The following is a 21,160-nucleotide window of genomic DNA, read 5'->3' as shown; positions in this document are numbered from 1 at the left end:
TGGTGAACACAACCTAGCCAATGCGGGTTCAACAATCAAACACTGTTTTCTATCAAGCTGAAACCAAAACGACATGCAATTGAAGCAACAAAAGATGCCCACATAGAAAACAGCGTTTTTTATCAGGAGGTTAGAAACATAGATTTAGAACAGCGTTTTATTACACCCCTAAACAAGGCAAAAACGAATTCTCATTTCGTCTCAATGCTGAGCCTAAATTGGAACAATAGATGACATTGGGGAGCAAAAAAGCCCTTCTTTGAGAAGGGCTAAAAATGGAACTACTTGAGGCGGAAAGTCAGGCCGAACAGCAAAGCGCGGTCGATATCATCGTTTCCATTGTTGTCGATATTGTCTTCCGTATCTTCCAATAAACCCGTCAGCGATAGACTCAGAGAGTTGGAAATGTAGTAACGAAACGTCGAGGCGACTGTATTGGTAGTGATATCGTTACTTTGATCGTATTCTGCGTGGGTAAGCAACCAGCCGTTTTCCCAATCGATATTGTCTGACAGTTCATATGTCAGTGACATATCGTTGTTAAACACATAGCCGTTATCATTGTCATCCAAAATAGCGGTGAAAATGGCCTCGTCAGAGAATTGAAGCAGGTTATTGATAGGTAGATGGTACTCTCCCCCCACTTCAAGCACAGGCTTACTGTCTGATCCATCATAGTTAGAGATAACTGCACCTACACCCGCACGGACCAACCAGCCATATTTACGCGTAGAGATTCGCTCATTCTCGAGCACGTCGTAAGAGCGGATTGCCCCTCGGGCCCCCACATTGCCTAAGATGGCATCAATATCCTGGATCCAGTACTCCAGATAGTCATCTAGGCCATACCGACTAATGTATTCCTCTTCACGGGAAATTACGTCAGCAACCGCAATGTAGGTATCTTTATCCATCGAGCCCAAAATGCCACGCTCTTGCAGCGCTTCAACTAATCGGATTGATTTCGCCATTGGCGTTGCATTTACCACCCGACCATAGCCAAAACCAACAGTCAGTTTACTGAAGGGGTCAACCATACCTTTTTGCGCCCCAACCTCACCTTTGCCATACCAAAAAGAACCGCTGCTATTGGGTTGGAAATACATGTCATTGGTTAACGCTGCCAATGCCTGATAGTTAGATACACTTTCGTCTCCGGTGTTAGGGCCACGAACCCTCGATCCAGTACCAACAAAATCGACCTTGGTAGTGCGATCCGGCGAGTCAAAGACCTGCTCGTAGTCCAGGTTCAAGTAACCGTCGTAACTGGTTTGATCCTGATTACCGCCACGCATATTGAACTGCGCATCGATATAGGCGTCTTCATACGCCGAAGTCGCCTCTTTGAAGTCATACATAGTCACTGGCGTTTCCGCGAGTACGATGGGAGCAAAAGAAAGGGAAATACTGGCTGCTAATAAGGTTTGCACTTGCTTTTTCATAGTGTCTTCCTGAATACATAGAATAGAAAGATATCGAAAGTCCTTAAGGACTTTTTTTGACGCCGGAAAGCACAACCGGGTAAACGCCAGACTGCTCGGTAATGGGCATCGTCACTAAAAATAAAAGTAAGTTAAAAAAAACAGGAAATGCGTTCAAAAAATAACCTGCAATGAAACTCAACGCATAGATTTGGTATCAATTTTGAGACAAAAGAAATGCAAAAAGCCCGCATCATGCGGGCTTCAGAAGGGCTTATATTTAGGATTAAGCAGTGATGTTTTGTGCGTCAGTTGCCATTGCTTTTACTGGCTTAGTCACCAGAGAAAGAACAACCGCAACACCCAGCATGACAGCACAAACAGTGTAAGCCATCACGTAGTTACCGGTCATGTCTACCGCAGTTGCAGCAACAACAGGACCAATGAAGCCACTCACACCCCAAGCGGTGTAAAGCACGCCATAGTTACCACCGTAGTTTTTCAGACCGTAGTAATCAGCAGTGATTGATGGGAATACCGCTAGCAAAGTACCGTAACCTACGCCCGCAACCGCCGCGCCAATCATTAACGTGAACTCGGTGTTGTAAGTTGCAAACATCATCATGTTGATGCCTTGCATGATGAAGGCCAACATCAGCGTTTTCAGGCCGCCAATCTTATCAGACAGCATACCAGCCGCTACACGGCCACCCGAGTTGAAGATAGACAGAACAACGACCAGGAAAGCAACTTGCGTCAAATCTGATTGGTTAATAGCAATAGAGGTAATGTTACCAATAACCATTAGACCCGCAGAAGACGCCAGTGCGTACATCAGCCACAATGAGTAAAACTGAGGTGTTTTCAGCATTGCGCGCCATTTCATGTCTGACTCGCCAGCGCCTTTCTTAGCCACATAGCCAACAGGTGCTTCAGGTACATAGTCAGCAGGTGGGTTGTTAATGGTACAAGCCAGTGGCACAGCAAGAACCAAAATACCAACACCCAAAATCAAGAAGCTGGTGTTCACGCCATAGTTGGTGATCAGCATAGACGTAAGCGGTGCTAGGTAAACCGCAGCCAAGCCGAAACCTGCAGCGATAAGGCCGTTAACCAACCCTTTCTTAGACGGGTGGAACCACTTCATTGCAGCTGGCGCAAGACATGCGTAACCGAAACCGATACCACAACCCGTGATAACACCAAAGCTCAACAGCAGTGTCATCGGGGTAGTAGCAAAGCTAGAAACGATCATACCGATACCCACCATAACCGTACCCAAGATCAACACTTTACGTGGACCCATACGGTCTTGAAGGTTACCCGCCACCAGCAAAGAAATAGCAAAACAGATGGTTGCGACGGTGTAAGGCATTGATGCATCAGCGTTTGACCAGCCCTGCTCTACCAAAGACTGCTTGAAAACAGACCATGCATACAGGATGCCGATACACATATTGATAAAGAAACCGGCAGCAAGAACGCCCGAAGCTTTGTTCAGTTTTTTCATGTTACGACTCAATAAAATCACGAGTAAGAGGTGTCGCTGGAAAAACCCAAAGTCCAAGACCTCGCTGCGTCACCTACAAGAACAACCAAACCAACCGAATCTTGTGACCTGATGAGAGATCTAGAGTATGCGGGTTCAGTTCCATAAATTATTTTTGGTATTTCTCAAATCAAGTGAGAACGACCAAAGCGCGCGGAGTCTATCAGGGATTCAGAGCGTGATCAAAATCTACTTTTGTTTAACGCGAAAAAAGTTTTGTACGCGATGAAAAAGCGAGCAATAAATGTAACCTAGTTGCATTAGAAGGGAGAAGAGAAATCACTCTAAGCCATTATAATTAAAGCAAAGAGTGATGAAATATTTTGTTACATACAGACACATGTTAACGCCATTCGCACATAAAGTTATCAAGAAGTGGCGTTAAAAAAACTACTTTATGTTGAAGCCTTTACTATGCAAAAAATCACGCATAAATGGTCGCGATTCTTTGTCCAGCGTGGCTGAAATCTGCTCACTCCAGCTCATCGTTTTGTTACCGCCTGTACGCGTTAGGTAGTATTCACGCACAACATCGTCGTATTCGGCTAAACATGCTTTATTCAACGGCTGATATTCATCTTCATGAAAAATCAACTCAGTCGGTAAACGCGGCTTAACCTCGGGGTCTTGCGCCGGATAGCCTAAACACAGCCCAAACAAGGGCACGACCTGTTCAGGGAGTTTGAGTAGATTGCTCACCTTCTCTGGGTTGTTGCGAAGGCCGCCAATGTAAACGCCCCCTAACCCCATCGATTCAGCAGCAACCAGCGCATTTTGCGCCATTAGTGCCGTGTCCACCGCCCCAATCAAGGTTTGCTCGGTAAATCCGACTTTTGCATCTGGCTTAATTTGCAAATGGCGGTGGTAATCCGCACAAAAAACAAAGAACTCCGCCGCTTCAGCAACATAAGGTTGATTGCCCGCATACTCCGCAAGTAGGCGACGCTTATCTTTATCTAGGACGCGAATAATACTGGTGCACTGAATGAAACTCGACGTCGATGCAGCGCGTGCACAATCAATGATCGTACGACGCTGTTCATCTGAAATAGGTGTACTCTCGAATTTACGAATCGAGCGGTGGGCTAAAAGCGTCTGTACAACAGCATTCATACTCTCATTCCTTGTAGTAAGGCTAAATATCATTCTGATCCGGTTGTATCACGTTTCTCTTAATATGGCCGTCAAAAACGCATTGATAGCTTTTTCCGATGAGATTAAAAGTTAAAACCTTCTTTTATCTTACAATCGCATCAGGCATAGTTTGCAAAAGTCAGATGATGAAGCCGCATGGATGTGCTTGGCACCATCACTAAAAATTAATAAACAATAGGATCGTAGATTATGTTCGTCGTTATTTTTGGTCGTCCTGGTTGCCCATTCTGTGTGCGCGCAAAAGATCTCGCAGACAAGCTAAAAGAACAGCGTGATGACTTTAACTACCGCTATGTAGACATCCACGCAGAAGGCATCAGCAAAGCTGACCTAGAGCAAACCGTCGGCAAGCCTGTAGAAACGGTACCACAAATCTTTGTTGATCAAGATCACGTAGGCGGTTTCACTGAATTCGAAGCTTACGCGAAAGCAAACCTAGGCCTGTACGACTAAAATACAGCGTTCTGCTCTGCCAAGAAGCCAGCCAAGTGCTGGCTTTTTGTTATTTTAAATCAATAAAATAACGCCAAAAACCCTCTATCTCACTAGATTGTACTGAAATGAACACGAACACCTGAAATAAAATGCCATTTTTCTCACAACTTTAAATTACATTTGGTCGCAAATGCGTATAATGCCCGCCAAGAAATTTCCCTTCTTCCCGCTGCGGACAATGGTTCAGTGAACATAGACGTCAACAATCTGCTCGTTCAAAACGATATACTTCTTCTCTTCGTCGTACTGGCGATTGGTCTTGCCATCGGAAAAATTCGTATTGGCAGCTTTCAATTTGGCAATTCCATCGGTGTGCTGGTCACAGCACTAAGCTTTGGGCATGCCGGATTCTCTTTTAGCCCTGAAGCATTAAACATCGGCTTTATGCTGTTTATCTTTTGCGTGGGCATTGAAGCAGGCCCCAACTTTTTTGGGATCTTTTTCCGTGATGGTAAATCCTATTTAGTGCTCGCGCTGACTGTGCTGAGTGCATCAATCGGCATTACGCTATTAATGCGATATCAATTTGGCTTAGATAGCAGCATCGCGACAGGCATGATGGCTGGCGCGCTGACAGCAACGCCCGTATTAGTAGGGGCAAAAGACGCTCTAAACGCGGGGCTTGCGGGTGTGAACTATTCACCGCAAGAAATTGCTTCTATGATCGACAACCTCAGTGTTGGCTATGCCCTCGCCTATCTTGTTGGTTTGGTCAGCCTGATCCTGCTCGCCAACCTCATGCCCAAATTACAAAAAGAAAACCTTGAGCATTCAGCGCAGCAAATTGCTATGGAACGCGGTTTGGGTGGTTCGTCTCAACGTAAAGTGTATTTGCCCATTATTCGTGCGTACCGTGTCGGCCCCGAACTGATTAACTGGGTAGATGGTCGCAATCTGCGTGAACTCGGTATATACCGACAAACAGGTTGTTACATCGAGCGCATTCGACGCAATGGCATACTGGCGAACCCTGATGGCGATGCCATTTTGCAAGAAGGCGATGAAATCGCACTCGTGGGTTACCCAGACAGCCATGCGCGTCTTGACCCTTCTTTCAGAAACGGTAAAGAAGTATTCGACCGCGATTTACTCGACCTTCGCGTCGTTGAAGAAGAAATTGTGGTGAAGAACGACGCCATTATCGGCAAACGCCTCTCAGATCTGAACCTGTCAGAATACGGTTGTTTCTTGAACCGTGTCGTGCGTGCGCAAATTGAAATGCCAATGGACCACAACATCTTGCTCGCAAAAGGCGATGTGTTGCAGGTCAGTGGTGAAAAACGCCGTGTGATGGGCCTTGCGGAACGCATCGGTTTTATCTCCATCCACAGCCAAGTCTCAGACATGTTGGCGTTCTGCTCATTCTTCATCTTTGGGTTGATTTTCGGCCTTGTCACCATGACCTTCGGCCAAATGACGTTAGGGCTGGGTAACGCATCTGGCTTATTGATTGCGGGAATTTTGTTGGGCTTCCTGCGCGCCAACCACCCAACATTTGGTTACGTGCCGCAAGGTGCAATCAATATGGTGAAAGAGCTTGGCCTGATGACATTTATGGTCGGGGTGGGTCTGAGTGCAGGTGGCAACCTTTGGGAATACCTCCAACAAATGGGTTTGACGATTATGGTTGGGGCATTCGCCGTCAGTGTTATTCCGGTGATCCTCGCCTATTTGGTCGGCGCATATATCCTTAAAATGAACCGTGCTCTGCTGTTTGGCGCCATCATTGGTGCGCGAACCTGTGCCCCTGCCATGGACATGATCAACCAACACGCTCGCAGTACAATTCCGGCGCTGGGCTATGCAGGTACGTATGCCATTGCCAACGTCCTATTGACCTTTGCGGGTACCTTGCTCGTTATCCTCACCTAATCTGCTCGCATTCTCATCCAATGAGTCAGCTAAGATTCAGCGAACGGCGTTACACTGTTCGCTGAATCTTTAGAATCCCTTTTTATACACATTATCGACTTCATTTACTCGCCATGCCTCTACACAAAAAAGGTATTTCATTATGCGTATCCTGATTGTTGAAGATGATCCCCTGTTGAGTCATCACTTAAAAGTGGAATTGCAAGCGCTTGGCAATCAAGCACACTGCGCCGCCACGGCAACCGAAGGCCTTTACATGGCCAAAGATTTCCCAAACGATATCGCTATTGTTGATCTTGGATTACCTGACCGTGACGGCATCAGCTTGATCAAAGACATCCGCCATGCGGGCATTCGCATGCCGATTCTTGTACTGACTGGCCGCGCAAACTGGCAAGACAAAGTTTCAGCGCTAGACGCTGGCGGGGACGATTACCTCGTCAAACCCTTCCAGAAAGAAGAATTGGTTGCGCGTTTGAACGCACTCGTGCGTCGCAGTGCGGGTTTTATCAAACCTGAAATCAAAGCAGATAAAATCGTCATGGATTTACTGGCAAAGAAAGTGACCGTCGACGAAACGCCTCTCGATTTGACGGCCTTCGAGTACGATTTACTCGAATATATGGTACGTCACAACCGCCAAGTGGTTTCTAAGCAGCGACTGCTCGACGTGCTTTATCAAGATCAGGTAGGCGACCCCAACACCATTGAAGTGATGATGAGCCGTGTACGTAAAAAGCTCACACAAGCTGGACAAGAAAACCCCATTTCGACGATCCGTGGTCAAGGGTACATGTTCGATGCGCAGATAGGCTAACCGTGAAAATATTTGGCAATATGACCACCAAAATAACCCCCCCCATTCACAAACGGGTCATCTCCACATCTATCGCCATTATTCTGGTATTTTCCGTGGCGTTTGGGTTGTTACTCAACCAGCTTTATACCAATAGCTACATCGCCATCTATTCCGCCGACTTGGTCTCCGCAGTGCCAAACATTTTCAGTGAGCTGCGACGAGATAAAGTTTTAGAGCTCGATAAGAACCATCCATCGGAAGCTTCGTCGGCAAAAAATGTTCAGTCACACTATCTCGCTTTTATCTGCGAGAAAGACCAACACATTTTCTGGATGTCGTCCGAGGCGAAGCAGGAAGGCATGGATGATGTCTGCACCCACATTCCGAGTGACATGAGTGAGTCCGGCCTTATCACCTATCGCGACCAGCCTTATGTGGTTCACTTCATTTCAGACTCCGTTGACAACAACAGCAAGCGTTTCTTTATATTGCGTGAAGTTTCTGCTCAGCTGAGTAGCCTCGCGGCACTAAAGCAGAAAACGTGGTTCTATGTGGCTTTGCTATTTTTTGGCGCCACAGGATTGCTCTATGCCGCGTCTTACTGGAGTTTCAAACCATTGCGCAAGCTGACTGACGAGCTGCATGAAATCGCCGAATCAAGACGGGAAAAACTCGACCAGGACTATCCTTCTGAGCTCGAAGATGTGACTGAAGCGCTAAACCGAATGATCACACTACGCAAAGAGCAGACACTTCGCTATCGTCACGCCATGGATGACCTTGCACACAGCTTAAAAAGTCGCCTCGCCGCCACCAATGCGCTACTCGATGACAATACGCTTAACCGAGACACCATGAGCAAACGCATCATCGAACAAGTCAGCCAAATGGACGACATGGTGCAATATCAACTTAAACGAGCACTGTTAGGACAACAAGGACTGATCAAAGAAAGCACGTTATTGCAGCCTCAAGTCGATAGCCTGACAGGCATGTTTGCCAAGATTTACGGTGATAAACCTGTCACTGTCACCACCGATTTTTCAGGGATACCGTCTCTACCGCTAAACAAAGCCGATCTCACGGAATTATTAGGTAACTTGCTCGAAAATGCGTTCCGATATTGCATCAGCCAAGTTCGGATTCGCAGCATGGAGACCGCCAACAACGACATGCTTATCATTGAAGACGATGGCCCTGGTGTCTCTGATGCGTATCGCGATTCCATTTTTCAGCGCGGCGTGCGTGCAGATCAGTTGAACCCGGGTACAGGCATTGGTCTTGCGGTGTGCAATGACATTGTCCAAAGTTATGAAGGGACAATCACCGTCAATACGTCAGAGCTCGAAGGTGCAGCGTTTGTTCTATCGTTTCCAAAGCATCGATAATGGATAGAAAAGGATAGGGATTCCGTTCGGGATCCTAAAATATGGCTGCCGGCGCCTAACAAGTGCTAACAAGTGCCTAGGGTAATATCGAAAAAGGCCGCATCTACATGCGGCCTTTTTAAGTATTCTATCAACGAGTTTTTAAGCTGCCGCTTAATCTGCGTTCAGCAAATCATCTTTCGCGGCCAGCAGATACTGGTACATCGACCAATACGTCAGACCTGTTGCGACATAAAGCGCCGCATAACCAATGTAGGTAATGATTTGGTTGTCATGCCAAAGCAGCATGGTCAGCGCGAACATCTGAGCAGCGGTCTTAAACTTACCCACCCACGAAACAGCAACACTGGCACGTTTACCCAGCTCCGCCATCCATTCTCGCAATGCGGAAATAATCACTTCTCGCGCAATCATGGTCGCCGCAGGTATCGTCACCCATACCGAGTGATAATGTTCTGCGATGAGAACCAGCGCAATCGCGACCATCACCTTATCCGCGACAGGGTCGAGAAACGCACCAAAACGCGTGGTTTGATCTAACGTGCGCGCCAGAAAGCCATCAAGCCAATCTGTGAAGCCTGCAATAACAAAAATAAGCGCCGCGGCAAACGCCGACCACTCGTAAGGTAAATAAAACGCGACTACAAAAACAGGAATTAATGCGATGCGTATTAGAGTCAGGATAATGGGGATATTCAGTCGCATACTTGTAATGATTTGTGAGTGTCGGCGTTATGGTGCTTGAAAGTCACTGCTGTTGCAATGACGAATGAATCTTCTCTGCCAAAACACGGCTAATTCCGGGCACTTTGGCTATTTCTTCAACAGATGCACGCTTAAGTTCCTGAATTCCGCCTAAGTATTTGAGCAAAGCTTGTCTTCGCTTGGGCCCAACACCTTCAATTTCTTGCAACACACTGCTTTTTCGCACTTTCGCGCGCCTGGCTCTGTGACCTGAAATCGCATGGTTATGACTTTCATCACGAATATGTTGAATCAGATGCAGCGCAGGAGAATCCGACGGCATAGAAAACTCTTCACCGCTGACCTTTATCAACGTCTCGAGCCCTGGGCGACGTGTGGTGCCTTTTGCAACGCCCAACAAGAGCGGATGCCTTGGCCACTCGTCTAAAAGCGGCTTAACCACCTCCCAGGCTTTATTTAGCTGTCCTTTGCCACCATCAATGAGAATAATATCAGGGATCTTATCAGGGTCAGTTTGTTTACTGTAACGACGCTCAAGCACCTGTGCCATCGCCGCGTAATCATCACCGCCAGTGATGCCTGTTATGTTGTAACGTCGGTATTCCTGCTTAACAGGGCCATCTTGATTGAACACCACGCAAGACGCGACGGTTTGCTCACCCATGGTGTGGCTGATATCAAAACACTCCATCCGCTTTATTGGCTCGAGGTTTAACGCATCCGCCAGCACAGAAAAACGATTATGTATCGTCATCTTCTGGTTGATCTTGGTGGTTAACGCCGTGGCTGCATTGGTTTGTGCCAGCTTGAGGAAGCGAGCACGCGCACCACGAGGCTTACTTTGCAAGTGCACTTTCCGGCCAGCAATTTCTGACAACGCCGTCGCCAGCGAGTCCAGCTCATCACCCAAGTCCTGACCCACGAGAATACTGGTTGGAATGGTGCGCCCTTCGGCCTGATTGAAGTAAAACTGACTGACAAAACTCGATACCAATTCATTGATATCCGTGTTCGCGGGCATCTTCGGAAAATAACTTCGACTACCCAGTACCTTGCCTTGACGCAAAAACAGCACGTGAATACACGCAATGCCGTTTTCAATCGACACACCAATCGCATCCAAGTCATCTTCACTATTTTGCGAGACGAACTGTTGTTCTTGCACACGGCGAAGTGCTTGAATTTGATCACGATATTCCGCCGCTTTTTCAAAGGCGAGTGCTTTGCTAGCGGCCTCCATTTTTTCCACTAACGACGCGATCACTTGCCTATCTTTACCAAGTAAAAACAAGCGGGTGAAATTCACCAGTTCCGCATAGTCATCATCTGAAATAATGCCGCTGACACAAGGACCGGCACATCGACCAATTTGATACATCAAACACGGCCGCGAACGGTTGGCGTATACCGAGTCTTCACATTGACGAACGGGGAAGATTTTCTGCAGAAGATAAAGACTTTGTCTGACAGCACCAGCATCAGGAAACGGGCCAAAATACTCACCTTTGCGCTTTTTCGCGCCACGGTGAATCGACAAGCGAGGATGCTTACTGGCGGACAAGAAGATATAAGGATATGACTTATCGTCTCGCAGCAACACGTTGTATCGCGGTAAGTGCTGCTTAATGAGATTGTGCTCAAGAATGAGCGCTTCGGTTTCGCTGTGGGTAATCGTCACATCTACATTGGCGATATTTTTCACCAATGCACGGGTCTTTTCTCCCGCCACATTGGTGCGAAAATAGCTAGAAAGTCGCTTTTTGAGCGACTTCGCTTTACCGACATAAATGATCTCACCAGAAACGTCCATCATTCGATAGACGCCCGGTTTGTCTGAGACGGTTTTTAAGAAATTTTTGGCATCAAACACAGCGAAGAGTTTTCGTTAAAGAGCTTCTGTGTCAAGCATACCATGGCGAATCGCCAAATGGGTCAGTTCAACGTCACCATTAATACCCAACTTACTAAACAAGCGGTATCGGTAACTATTCACCGTTTTAGGGCTAAGATTCAATTGCTCCGAAATATCCGTCACCTTCTGCCCTTTTGTAATCATCATCATGATCTGAAGCTCTCGCTCAGACAGATTCTTAAATGGGTTTTCTGCATCAGGTGTAAATTGACTCAAAGCCATCTGTTGCGCGATTTCAGGCGAAATGTAGCGTTGACCGCTGTTCACTGCGCGAATCGCGTTCACCATTTCATTCGCCCCTGCCCCTTTGGTCAGGTAGCCTGCGGCGCCAGCCTGCATGACTTTGGTCGGAAATGGGTTTTCAGTATGAATGGTAAGAACAATAATCTTAGCATCGGGGTTATAACGAAGGAGCTTCCGCGTCGCTTCTAAACCACCAATACCAGGCATGTTCATGTCCATCAAGATAATGTCAGCATGATTGCTACGACACCACTTGACTGCTTCCTCACCGCTCTCGGCTTCCCCTACCACTTTTACACCACGTTCATCTTCGAGAAGACGACGTATCCCTGTGCGAACCAGTTCGTGATCATCTACAAGGAAAACACTAATCAAGCTTGTTTCTCCACTATGATTTTGGCTCGCCATGCGTCAGTATGACGCTCGACTATGTGCTGCATCTTACTTGAGTTTAACCTAACAATAAAAGACCGAACACTTTGATTATGTGTAAGAGAGCATGTTTTTAGCGCCAATTAGTCACTAATTAACCAGCGGAGTCGTTAAAATTGGTCTTGCTAAAACCTGGCACACAAAAAAACCATCTATGACAAATGGTTACAATGCAAAATCATTGTTTTGGTGAATCTTTGCATATCCAGTATTCAGTACACGCTTTTATGCTCAAAAGACATAAATGAGCGTTGTCTTACATTTAACTCTTCTAAATACACCTTAACGAGCAAGGAGCGCCGATTAGGTTATGAAACTAGGTATTCTGTTGTGCGACGATCACTACCCTGAGTCCATTCCTACATATGGCCACTACGACGATGCGTTCAAACGCCTTTTTCAGGGTAGCGCGATCAGCGGCTACATCACATATCGTTGCTTTGAACAAGAATATCCAAATAACCTAGATGATTGCGATATTTGGCTAGTCACAGGCAGCAAATGGGGCGTCTATGATGAAGACCCGTGGATTCAATCTGTCAGTGAGTTTGTAAAACGCTGTGATGAGATGAAACGCCCTCTGCTCGGCGTTTGCTTTGGCCACCAGCTCATTCACCAAGCCCTAGGCGGCATGGCTGACAAGTCCAACAAAGGCTGGGGAATGGGCGTGTATCCCATCGAACGTATGCGCCTCGAGCAAAATGGCATCAATAGCACACTGCCTACAGCGCTGAATCTGATCGCGTGTCACCAAGACCAGGTGCACGCTCCTGCTCCAGAATTTGATGTTATTGCTGGCTCTGAATTTTGTCCAATTGCGATAACAAAAAAGCACAATCACATTCTCACCATGCAGTGCCATCCGGAATTCACCCCCGACTTTCTCATTCAACTGGTGGAGCGACTACGAGAAAAAGCCGGCGACAACACCGTCGACAATGCCATTCAATCGATACATGAACATGGCGGCGGCGATCGCGATCATGTCATTGATCTCATGTTTACGTTCGTTGAACGCCAGACGCAATAAGCGGTTTCTCATTTTCAATTTGCAACCCAAGTTGCCATGCCGCACAACATTCAGTAATAAGCCGTTGATTGTGTTGATTTAGATCACTGGCATCCAAATTGCTCCTTCTTACTTAACCCGTTGAAGGAGCGTAAGCATGAACAACACTACATCCGTGTTAAGTCAGCCATTAATTTTTGTCGGCCCACCTCGCTCCGGGGTGACCTTAATCTCTGATCTTGTTTTTCATCACCATGACCTTTGTTGGCTCGATAACAACTTTGAGAAACACCCAAAATCTGATTGGCAACATCGGCTTTTTCGGCATGCATCAGAATGGCGCAATCTTGCGGTAAACCGCTCTTCTCTTCTTAGTGAGATGGCCAAGCAATGTTCACCGGTTCCATCAGAAGCTATCTCATTTTGGGATGATGCAACCCGAGACGACATAGACTTTGATCGTGGATTTCTGCGCGGAAAGCATGCTACACCCCTTGAAATCAGCACCATAAAAGATGTGTTGGAAAAGCGCCTAATCCTTTCCCGAAAAGCACAGCTCGCACTGCGTTTTACCGGACCTTCGAGATTGTGTTTTTTACACAGCATTTTCCCCGATGCCAAATTCGTCAATGTTATGCGTGACCCCGCATCCACGGTTCATTCCATGATCTCGAGTGAACAGTGGGAATATCAAGGTCGGCATTTGCTTTGGTGGCGTGGTGCCTACTCTCTTCAAGAACTCGCGCAATACGACATGCTGCGCGATCACGCTGTTGCTGGTACGGCATTTCAATTGAACAAGTTAATGCAGACCACCAAGCAAGAAGCACAAGAGTTGGATATCGACATGATCACTATCCACTATGAAGATTTCGTCAAACAGCCACAGGACACCATCGCTCAAATCTTGTCTCATGCTGAATTGCCTGCCAGCGAAACCATTAATGCAGCGCTAAAACAAAATGAGATACGCGGCAGCAACAAAGTGCTGAAAATGCCAGCCACCGATATCAACACGGTTTATACATGGTGTCCTGCACTCTGAACCCTTTCAGGTACGCAGATAGACCCAAAAAAATGCCTTCCCCAAAGGGAAGGCGTTTTTGTTGATGTCACTTACAGCGCGTCAGATTTGATGCAAAGCACATGGTATTTACCGTGTTCTTTTTCAGCCCCTTCGGTTTCATGTTCAAAACCAGGGAACTCGTCATCCCATGCTTCTAAGGCTTTCAGGTACTGAATTTGCGGGCTGCTTTCATTGCCGAAATTCTCACCCCCCATCAGCATTGGAATACCTGGTGGGTAAGGGATCACAGAGTGCGCCGCAACGCGACCTTCCAGTTTGTCTGAAGGCACCAATTCCACTTCGTTTGCCACAATGTGGTGATAAGCCGTGCGTGGCTTCAGTTCCACTTCTGGCAAGGTTGAATAGGCTTCGTTCAATACTTGCGCAGGATTATGACGCACAAGGTATTGGAACATGCGGTCACCCAAATCACGCAAGCCCAAGCCTTTGTAGATCTCTGGCGCACTTTCTACCAACTCTGGCAGCATGGTTTCCAACGGCACGTTTGCATCGTAGTGACGTTTGAACGACAACAAGGTGTTGATCAGCGTATCGCGTTTACCTTTCGTGATACCCATTGAGAACAGGAACATCACTTGGAAATCTGTCGTACGGGTTGGCACAATACCAAAACGACCAAGATAAGCGCTTACCAATGCCGCTGGTACACCTTTTTCAAGGAACTGGCCTGCATCATCCAAGCCTGGTGTTAGCAAACTCACTTTGATTGGGTCCAGCATGCACCAGTTGTCGTCCATGTGATCGAAGCCATGCCATTTGTCTTCTGGGTGCAGTACCCAGTTGTCTTGCACTGTCGTGAGTGATTCGATCGATGCATCTTCAAATTTCACTTTCTCGCCGTTGGTGTCCGTAACAACTTCCGCATTCCAAGGCTTGAAGAACCAATCACCATCGGTGGTGTAATCATTGAACAGTTTACGCACGCTTTGACGGAAGATAACCGCTTCGCGGATCACTTCATTCGTCAGCGATAAACCGCTCTCCCCTTTCATCATGTTTGCTGCCACGTCGTTAGACGCACAGATCGCGTAAAGCGGTGATGTGGAGGTGTGCATCATGTACGCTTGGTTGAAGCGATCGAAGTCGATAGCATCTTCGCCGTTACGCACATGAATGTAGGACGCTTGAGACAAGGCATTCAACAGTTTGTGGGTTGAATGGGTTGCAAACACGGTTGGGCCTTTGTGTTCGTCGGCATTACCACGCATGGCAAAGTGACCTTTGTACACAGGGTTGAATCGAGCATAACCAAACCACGCTTCGTCCATATGAATACGGTGAGAGCTTTCAGACAGCAATGCTTCTGCACGTTCTGAGTTGTAACAAAGGCCGTCATAGGTACAGTTGGTCACAACCGCGTAGCGTGGTGATTTACCCGCGTACTCTTTGGTCAGTTTGCCGTCTTCAATTTTTTGTTTGATAGACGCTGCTGACATGGTCGCTTGGCTGATGGGGCCAATGATGCCGTAGCAGTTGCGGCTTGGTGCCATGTACACAGGTCGAGCACCTGTCAGGATCAAGCCTTGTTCGATAGATTTGTGGCAATTGCGGTCGATAATCGCAATGTCATCGTCTTTCAAACATGCTTGCATGATGGTGCGGTTAGAACCTGATGTACCCACAATGCCTGAATACGATTGGTGCGCACCGAAGATTTTTGATGCTTCTTCTTCGCTGTCTTTAAATGCGCCAGTGTGGTCCAACAATGAACCTAACGCTGCGCGTTCAATGCCCATGTCTGAGCGGAACAGGTTCTCACCGTAGAATTGATAGAACTGATTACCCGCAGGAGTTTTGGTAAAACCAATGCCACCTTGGTGACCTGGCGCAGACCATGAATATTCGTGAATGTCGTTGTATTGCATCATTGCTTTCATCAATGGTGGCAATACATGCTCACGGTAGCGCTTCATGGCAGCAACAATACGACCTGCAACGAAATCAGCGGTGTCTTCCAGTACGGAGTAACACTCATCCACACGTTCCATCAGTTTGCGGTTCGCAAGAATCGAAGTACGGGCACGCTCTGCAAGCAAGAAGACAGGCACTTCTGACTGACGATCTTTGAGCGTGTTTAGCAGTTCAATTTCTTCGTTTGAATGAAGGATTTGCTCTTCTGATTTATCAAGTGTCAGTACAAGGCTATCGATGTGTGATGCAAGAATAACAGCCTTTGCATCTTCATAAGAATTTGCTGTGACAATTTCGACAGTGCGTTCATGCAGCTCTGTAATCAAAGATTGGGTGGTGCGTGCAGCGTAACTGCTTGGATCAATGTTTTGCGGCTCTACAACCAGAGTGCGCATTTTGCTGACGTAGTTGCTCATAATAATTGCCTATTCTACAAGGTATATTTCAGCGTCACGCTTTGGATGGCTCGTGTATAAAACACATATAAGTCAGGCAGAGTGATAACGTTAATTCTGGGTTAAGCTAATCGTGTGACCAGCACAAATATATTCTTCCTACCGTAATTAATTCTCACTCACTTACTCTAGGAGCAATAAATGAAAATTAATTCGAGGTGTTTACTTTAAAAATGGAAATAGTCAGCCCCAATAACTGGAGGGAAAATGAGGCCAACTATTTAATACTTAGTCATTGATGCAAATTGACAATACTATTCTCTTTACGCGTTGACTTCTTTTTCGATAACGTTGGATTTTCTCTCTTCATCATTAACATCGCGTGCTGCGATAAAGCCGTAGAAAATATAACCGAACAGAGTCAATATAGTGCCGCCGAATACGGCTTCCGCGCCACAGGCATACACACCATAGATGCTGTAAATCACGCCAAGCGTACCGACTGTCGCACCCAGCTTGTATTGGGCAGGTGTGACCTTGTTTTTGCGAAGCATCACTTCCAGACCCGTCATGGAAAGGATGTAAGGCACCATGTTCACGAACACCGCAAGGTTGAGCAATGCGTTGAATTGACTGACCAAGTTTGGAGAGATGGTCATCAGTGCAAGTAACAGCTCTGCCGCCAACATAATGAGCATGCCCAAGATTGGCGCACCCGCTTTGTTGGTTTTCGCGAAAATTTTAGGGAACAGGCCTTCTTCAGCGGCAGATTTTGATACCTGCGCATTGGTGAACTGCCAACCAAGTAGTGAACCAATACACGCAATAACCGCTGCAATGGTGACGATATTACCGACGGTTGGGTTGAACATATGGCTAAACACAAGACCGAACGGTGCGGTTGAATTTGCCAGCTCTGCGTTAGGGATAATGCCTTGGATCACCGTAGTGGAAAGGATGTATACCACCGCCGCGAAGCCTGTACCAAACAGAACAGCAAGGGGCACATTACGCTCAGGGTTTTCAACTGCGTCTGAGTTCGCCCCCGCTGATTCAATACCCAAAAATGCCCATAATGTCAGTGCGATACCCGAGGACACGGAATGCATGGTGGTATCATGGTGTGGGTTCCATGCAGAGATGAAGGTTTGTGGATCAAACCACCACCAGCCAAGCACTGACAACCCTAATACAGGAAGGATAATGCCCCACACGGTGAGTGATGAAATCTGTCCGGTGATTTTAGGGCCACCAAAGTTCGCTAGCATGGTCACGATAAGAATGGCTACCACACCAAAGAAGGTGTGCATTGGCGTATCAAGCCATGGCATGAAGGGTTTGATATAGCCAACCGCTGAAACTGCAATCGCGACACAGCTAATAACAAGACAAACGTAATAGGTATAGGAAGCAATAAAGAAGGACGATTTCCCGTGCGCTTCTTCGGAATACGCTGACATACCACCAGAACGCTTACAAATCGCGCCACATTTCGCAAAGGTGTACGCAATACACATTGCACCCAGGGCGGTGATCACCCAAGAAAGCAGAGAAATGGTGCCGACTTGTGCCAAGCTCGCAGGCAACATAATAATACCCGAGCCCATCATATTTACTGCAACGAGAACGGTTAAACCCACCAATCCCATTTTTTTACTATTGGCATCTGAAGACATTACTTAAACCCTTAATTCAGACGAGACAGATTAATAGATTACTTTCAGGCGGCCAGATCCATGGCGACTGTATGTGTTCAACGTTATTTATTTAACTTGAACACATTTAAGGGCGGCATTTTGATATTGGTGATAATCAGAAATAACGAATGTGCTCTTACTACAGCAATATTCACACAAGTCTTAGATCATGCGAATACATCCACTAATGAATATGCCCTTTTAGAGAAAAGCATATTCATTAAATCGTTTAGACAACAACATGGTTTCTTAGAAGCATGGGTTCTTATAAAACACTGGTTCATTGAAAAGACAGGTTCTTTGAAAACACAGGTTCTTTGAAAACACAGGTTCTTTGAAAACATCGCTCTATTCGATGTGGCGTATTCTTCTCCGATTTCGATTTTTTTAAACCCCCAAAAATGCAATCTAGCATTGCAAAAATGAGTTTTGGTTCGTGACATCAATCACTATTCAATCAATGAGAATCGAGAGATTCGGGAACACATCAACACCGAAAATTTGTGACAAGAATCACAAAGACATGCTAATTCAATCACATAGCAATAATTATTTCTGGTCTGCTTTCTTTGAAGCCAACCAAAGATAGCATTGGCTGCGACGCGACACTGCAAATAACCATTCACAAAAAACGCAGTTTTATTACCGTGATTATCACTTGCAGGCAAACACTTATGAATAAGCGTGTTGATTTCGACGCACCTTGACTTCAACACCCCAAGGGCTGAGCAATCAGTGTGCGCCAATCTTCAGAACGCTCCACCATTCCTCATTCCATTCATTCGATCGCCATGCATAAAACGCATGACCTTTTTGCGTTCAATTCATTTGCTTCATAGTTTCGATAGAACTACCCTACGCGCCTTTCGATATCTATATCACTAGAGAACATCATGAACTCGCAATCACTTTCCGCTCAGTTAGCGCGTTGGCTAGCCGTGCTGATTATTACCCTGATCGGTGTTCATCATTGTGCCCCATTACAACGTGCGCTCTCAGATTATGCCGTGGATGGGGGCTGTCACCAACGACACCACATGGAATCGACAGAGTAAGCTGAGCAATTGCGTTCAATAACAAACGCTTTTAATAACACCCTCTTTTTGTTTTCAATTTTAAGGTACACCTATGAGTATTTTCCGGTTCCCACTAATGGTATGGCTGGGGATAGGGATTTTGATTATCAGCCTAGGGATCAGGCAGTCATTTGGCATTTTCATGATGCCAATCAGCGACACGTTCCAATCAGGACGTGAATTTTTTAGCCTTGCCATTGCCTTACAAAACCTCATGTTTGGCATGTTCCAACCCTTTATCGGAATGGCAGCAGATCGCTTCGGCGCTAAACGCATTGTCGCCTTAGGTGGGGTTGCCTACGCACTTGGTTTGTATCTCACATCTATCGCCACCAGCTCCGGCGTTTTGTTCTTGTCTATTGGTGTCTTGGTCGGTCTTGGCTTGAGCGCAACCAGCTATGTGATCGTATTAGGTGCAGTGGCGAAAGTCGTCCCCGCAGAACACACCGCAAAAGCCTTCGGCTTGACGACAGCCGCGGGTTCATTCGGTATGTTCGCCGTGATCCCAGGTGCACAAAGCTTACTGGCAAACTACGATTGGCAAACCGCCATGCAAGTGTTCGCCGTGCTTTGTACTGTGATGATCGCTTTCTCGACCTTCATGAAAAGCACATCGACACAAGGACAAGTGCAAACCACCGCAGACACACAAACCTTACGTGAAGCGCTGGCAGAGGCGTTTCGCCATCCGGGTTACTGGTTTATCCATGCGGGCTTTTTTGTGTGCGGTTTTCAGGTGATGTTTATCGCTACCCACTTGCCTAGCTACATTGCGGACAAAGGGTTGCCGGGCAATACCGCGGCGATGGCCTTGGCTTATGTGGGTATCTTTAACATTTTCGGCTCCTATTTTTGGGGTGTGATGGGAGACAGATTTAATAAGCGCTATGTGATGACGAGCCTGTATTTGATGCGTGCTGTGGTGCTGTCCCTGTTTGTGATGCTGCCGCTGACAACTGAAACCGCCATCGTATTTGGCGCGGCTATCGGTTTTTGCTGGTTAGGCACAGTGCCGTTAACCTCTGGCCTAGTCAGACAAATCTTCGGCTCACGCTATATGTCGACCCTATACGGCTTAGTGTTCTTTACGCACCAAATCGGCAGCTTCTTAGGTGCATGGGCGGGCGGACGCATATACGACTACTACGGTTCGTATACGCCAATTTGGTGGGCAACGGTTGTGCTAGCGATTGCCGCTGCGCTGCTTCATCTGCCAATCAATGACAAACCATTGGTTCGCGCTTCACTGCAACCCGCGTAATCTCTTTAGGGGTTGGCCCTAGTCTGTGCCAACTCCTTCTCCACTGCACAATCCATCCTTAATGCCACAAAGTTAGCTGCCGTAATAAACTGACTTGCCAATCTGTGCGTCAACAAACAAAACACAAAAACGAACATGCTATGCTCTTTTTTGCTTACATTTTATTCAGTGACACGTTAGAAAAATGCCTTACGGAATGCTAAGTTTTTAATAGGTGCGAACAAATGTGCAGCACCTGTTTCAGGGAATTTTGACATAGAGATAGACGTATTGAGATGGTTTCGGTATTTCGGTCGAAGTAAGAAACGAAGGTGATAAAACATGGGAAAACTAACGACACATGTTCTCGATACCGCGAAAGGTGTGCCAGCGAAGGGCGTTAAGGTTTCACTCTATCGAATCGGCGACGATGGTCTTGAACCTCTGACAACCACAATCACCAATGCCGATGGCAGAACAGATGCGCCTCTGCTAATCGATGAGTCCTGCACTTCCGGCCTCTATCAACTCGTGTTTTCAACTGCGGCATACTTTCGTTCAACGAATACCCCTCTTGAAACTATCCCTTTTCTTGATGAAATCGTGATTCGGTTTGGTATTTCAGATGCCACAAAACACTTTCATGTTCCCTTGCTTGTTTCTCCCTATGGCTATTCAACCTATCGAGGAAGCTAGAATGCCAGTCAGTGAAATTGACTGGCATTTTCTTTTCATGTTTCCGTGCAGTGTCTTCGCAAGACACGTACTATCGCT

General features: G+C 46.7%; 17 protein-coding genes. 9 read left to right on the top strand and 8 right to left on the bottom strand.

Going from position 1 to position 21,160, the window contains the following annotated elements:
• Positions 1 to 281: 281 nt before the first annotated feature.
• From AB8599_RS06345 to nfsA, 3 genes are all read right to left on the bottom strand, one after another.
• Positions 282 to 1,442, bottom strand: a complete 1,161-nt coding sequence (locus AB8599_RS06345; RefSeq protein ID WP_407332905.1) for a hypothetical protein — start codon at positions 1,440 to 1,442, stop codon at positions 282 to 284.
• 265 nt (positions 1,443 to 1,707) lie between these two features.
• Positions 1,708 to 2,931 carry an OFA family MFS transporter gene (locus tag AB8599_RS06340; RefSeq protein ID WP_407332904.1) on the bottom strand — a complete coding sequence of 408 codons (1,224 nt, stop codon included), beginning with the start codon at positions 2,929 to 2,931 and terminating at the stop codon, positions 1,708 to 1,710.
• Positions 2,932 to 3,360: 429 nt separating this feature from the next.
• A complete protein-coding gene (gene nfsA / locus AB8599_RS06335; RefSeq protein ID WP_407332903.1) occupies positions 3,361 to 4,083 on the bottom strand; it encodes an oxygen-insensitive NADPH nitroreductase in 723 nt (240 codons plus the stop codon).
• Positions 4,084 to 4,314: 231 nt separating this feature from the next.
• On the opposite strand from nfsA, the gene AB8599_RS06330 reads away from it, so the two are divergent.
• The 4 genes from AB8599_RS06330 to AB8599_RS06315 all read left to right on the top strand — a co-directional run bounded on the left by AB8599_RS06330 (position 4,315) and on the right by AB8599_RS06315 (position 8,679).
• Positions 4,315 to 4,578, top strand: a complete 264-nt coding sequence (locus tag AB8599_RS06330; protein ID WP_407332902.1) for a GrxA family glutaredoxin — start codon at positions 4,315 to 4,317, stop codon at positions 4,576 to 4,578.
• A 228-nt stretch (positions 4,579 to 4,806) separates the two neighbouring features.
• A complete protein-coding gene (locus AB8599_RS06325) occupies positions 4,807 to 6,492 on the top strand; it encodes an aspartate:alanine antiporter (protein WP_407332901.1) in 1,686 nt (561 codons plus the stop codon).
• Between the two features lie 142 nt (positions 6,493 to 6,634).
• The gene (locus tag AB8599_RS06320; RefSeq protein WP_407332900.1) at positions 6,635 to 7,309 is read left to right on the top strand and encodes a response regulator; all 675 of its coding nucleotides are present in this window, start codon (positions 6,635 to 6,637) and stop codon (positions 7,307 to 7,309) included.
• A gap of 20 nt (positions 7,310 to 7,329) precedes the next feature.
• Positions 7,330 to 8,679: an ATP-binding protein gene (locus tag AB8599_RS06315; protein ID WP_407332899.1), complete on the top strand. Its 1,350-nt coding sequence runs from the start codon at positions 7,330 to 7,332 to the stop codon at positions 8,677 to 8,679.
• Positions 8,680 to 8,832: 153 nt separating this feature from the next.
• Here AB8599_RS06315 and pgsA read toward each other — a convergent pair whose 3' ends face one another.
• The 3 genes from pgsA to uvrY form a co-directional block, all read right to left on the bottom strand.
• Positions 8,833 to 9,384 (bottom strand): CDP-diacylglycerol--glycerol-3-phosphate 3-phosphatidyltransferase, encoded by a 552-nt coding sequence (gene pgsA, locus AB8599_RS06310; protein WP_407332898.1) that lies wholly within the window; start codon positions 9,382 to 9,384, stop codon positions 8,833 to 8,835.
• A 43-nt stretch (positions 9,385 to 9,427) separates the two neighbouring features.
• A complete protein-coding gene (gene uvrC / locus AB8599_RS06305) occupies positions 9,428 to 11,197 on the bottom strand; it encodes an excinuclease ABC subunit UvrC (RefSeq protein WP_407333186.1) in 1,770 nt (589 codons plus the stop codon).
• A gap of 72 nt (positions 11,198 to 11,269) precedes the next feature.
• Positions 11,270 to 11,914 (bottom strand): UvrY/SirA/GacA family response regulator transcription factor, encoded by a 645-nt coding sequence (uvrY, locus tag AB8599_RS06300; protein WP_028023394.1) that lies wholly within the window; start codon positions 11,912 to 11,914, stop codon positions 11,270 to 11,272.
• 367 nt (positions 11,915 to 12,281) lie between these two features.
• Here uvrY and AB8599_RS06295 point away from each other — a divergent pair, with 367 nt between their 5' ends.
• Together AB8599_RS06295 and AB8599_RS06290 are read left to right on the top strand one after the other, a co-directional pair.
• Positions 12,282 to 13,001 (top strand): glutamine amidotransferase-related protein, encoded by a 720-nt coding sequence (locus tag AB8599_RS06295; RefSeq protein WP_407332897.1) that lies wholly within the window; start codon positions 12,282 to 12,284, stop codon positions 12,999 to 13,001.
• Between the two features lie 136 nt (positions 13,002 to 13,137).
• Positions 13,138 to 14,025, top strand: coding sequence for a sulfotransferase family protein (locus tag AB8599_RS06290; RefSeq protein WP_407332896.1), 888 nt, complete (start codon positions 13,138 to 13,140; stop codon positions 14,023 to 14,025).
• A gap of 71 nt (positions 14,026 to 14,096) precedes the next feature.
• Here AB8599_RS06290 and adiA read toward each other — a convergent pair whose 3' ends face one another.
• Positions 14,097 to 16,394 carry an arginine decarboxylase gene (gene adiA / locus AB8599_RS06285; RefSeq protein WP_407332895.1) on the bottom strand — a complete coding sequence of 766 codons (2,298 nt, stop codon included), beginning with the start codon at positions 16,392 to 16,394 and terminating at the stop codon, positions 14,097 to 14,099.
• A gap of 302 nt (positions 16,395 to 16,696) precedes the next feature.
• Entirely contained in the window at positions 16,697 to 18,049 is a 1,353-nt protein-coding gene (gene potE / locus AB8599_RS06280) for a putrescine-ornithine antiporter (protein ID WP_407332894.1), read from the bottom strand.
• A 914-nt stretch (positions 18,050 to 18,963) separates the two neighbouring features.
• On the opposite strand from potE, the gene AB8599_RS06275 reads away from it, so the two are divergent.
• From AB8599_RS06275 to uraH, 3 genes are all read left to right on the top strand, one after another.
• Positions 18,964 to 19,125: a hypothetical protein gene (locus AB8599_RS06275; RefSeq protein WP_407332893.1), complete on the top strand. Its 162-nt coding sequence runs from the start codon at positions 18,964 to 18,966 to the stop codon at positions 19,123 to 19,125.
• A gap of 73 nt (positions 19,126 to 19,198) precedes the next feature.
• A complete protein-coding gene (locus tag AB8599_RS06270) occupies positions 19,199 to 20,407 on the top strand; it encodes an MFS transporter (RefSeq protein WP_407332892.1) in 1,209 nt (402 codons plus the stop codon).
• A gap of 321 nt (positions 20,408 to 20,728) precedes the next feature.
• On the top strand, positions 20,729 to 21,082 hold the full coding sequence (uraH, locus tag AB8599_RS06265) for a hydroxyisourate hydrolase (RefSeq protein ID WP_407332891.1): 354 nt from the start codon (positions 20,729 to 20,731) through the stop codon (positions 21,080 to 21,082).
• Positions 21,083 to 21,160: the final 78 nt, after the last annotated feature.

Source organism: Enterovibrio litoreus (assembly GCF_045679545.1).
Lineage (GTDB): Bacteria > Pseudomonadota > Gammaproteobacteria > Enterobacterales > Vibrionaceae > Enterovibrio.
The sequence above is the reverse complement of the archived record's forward strand: the minus strand, read 5'-3'. Positions and strand labels throughout refer to the sequence as shown.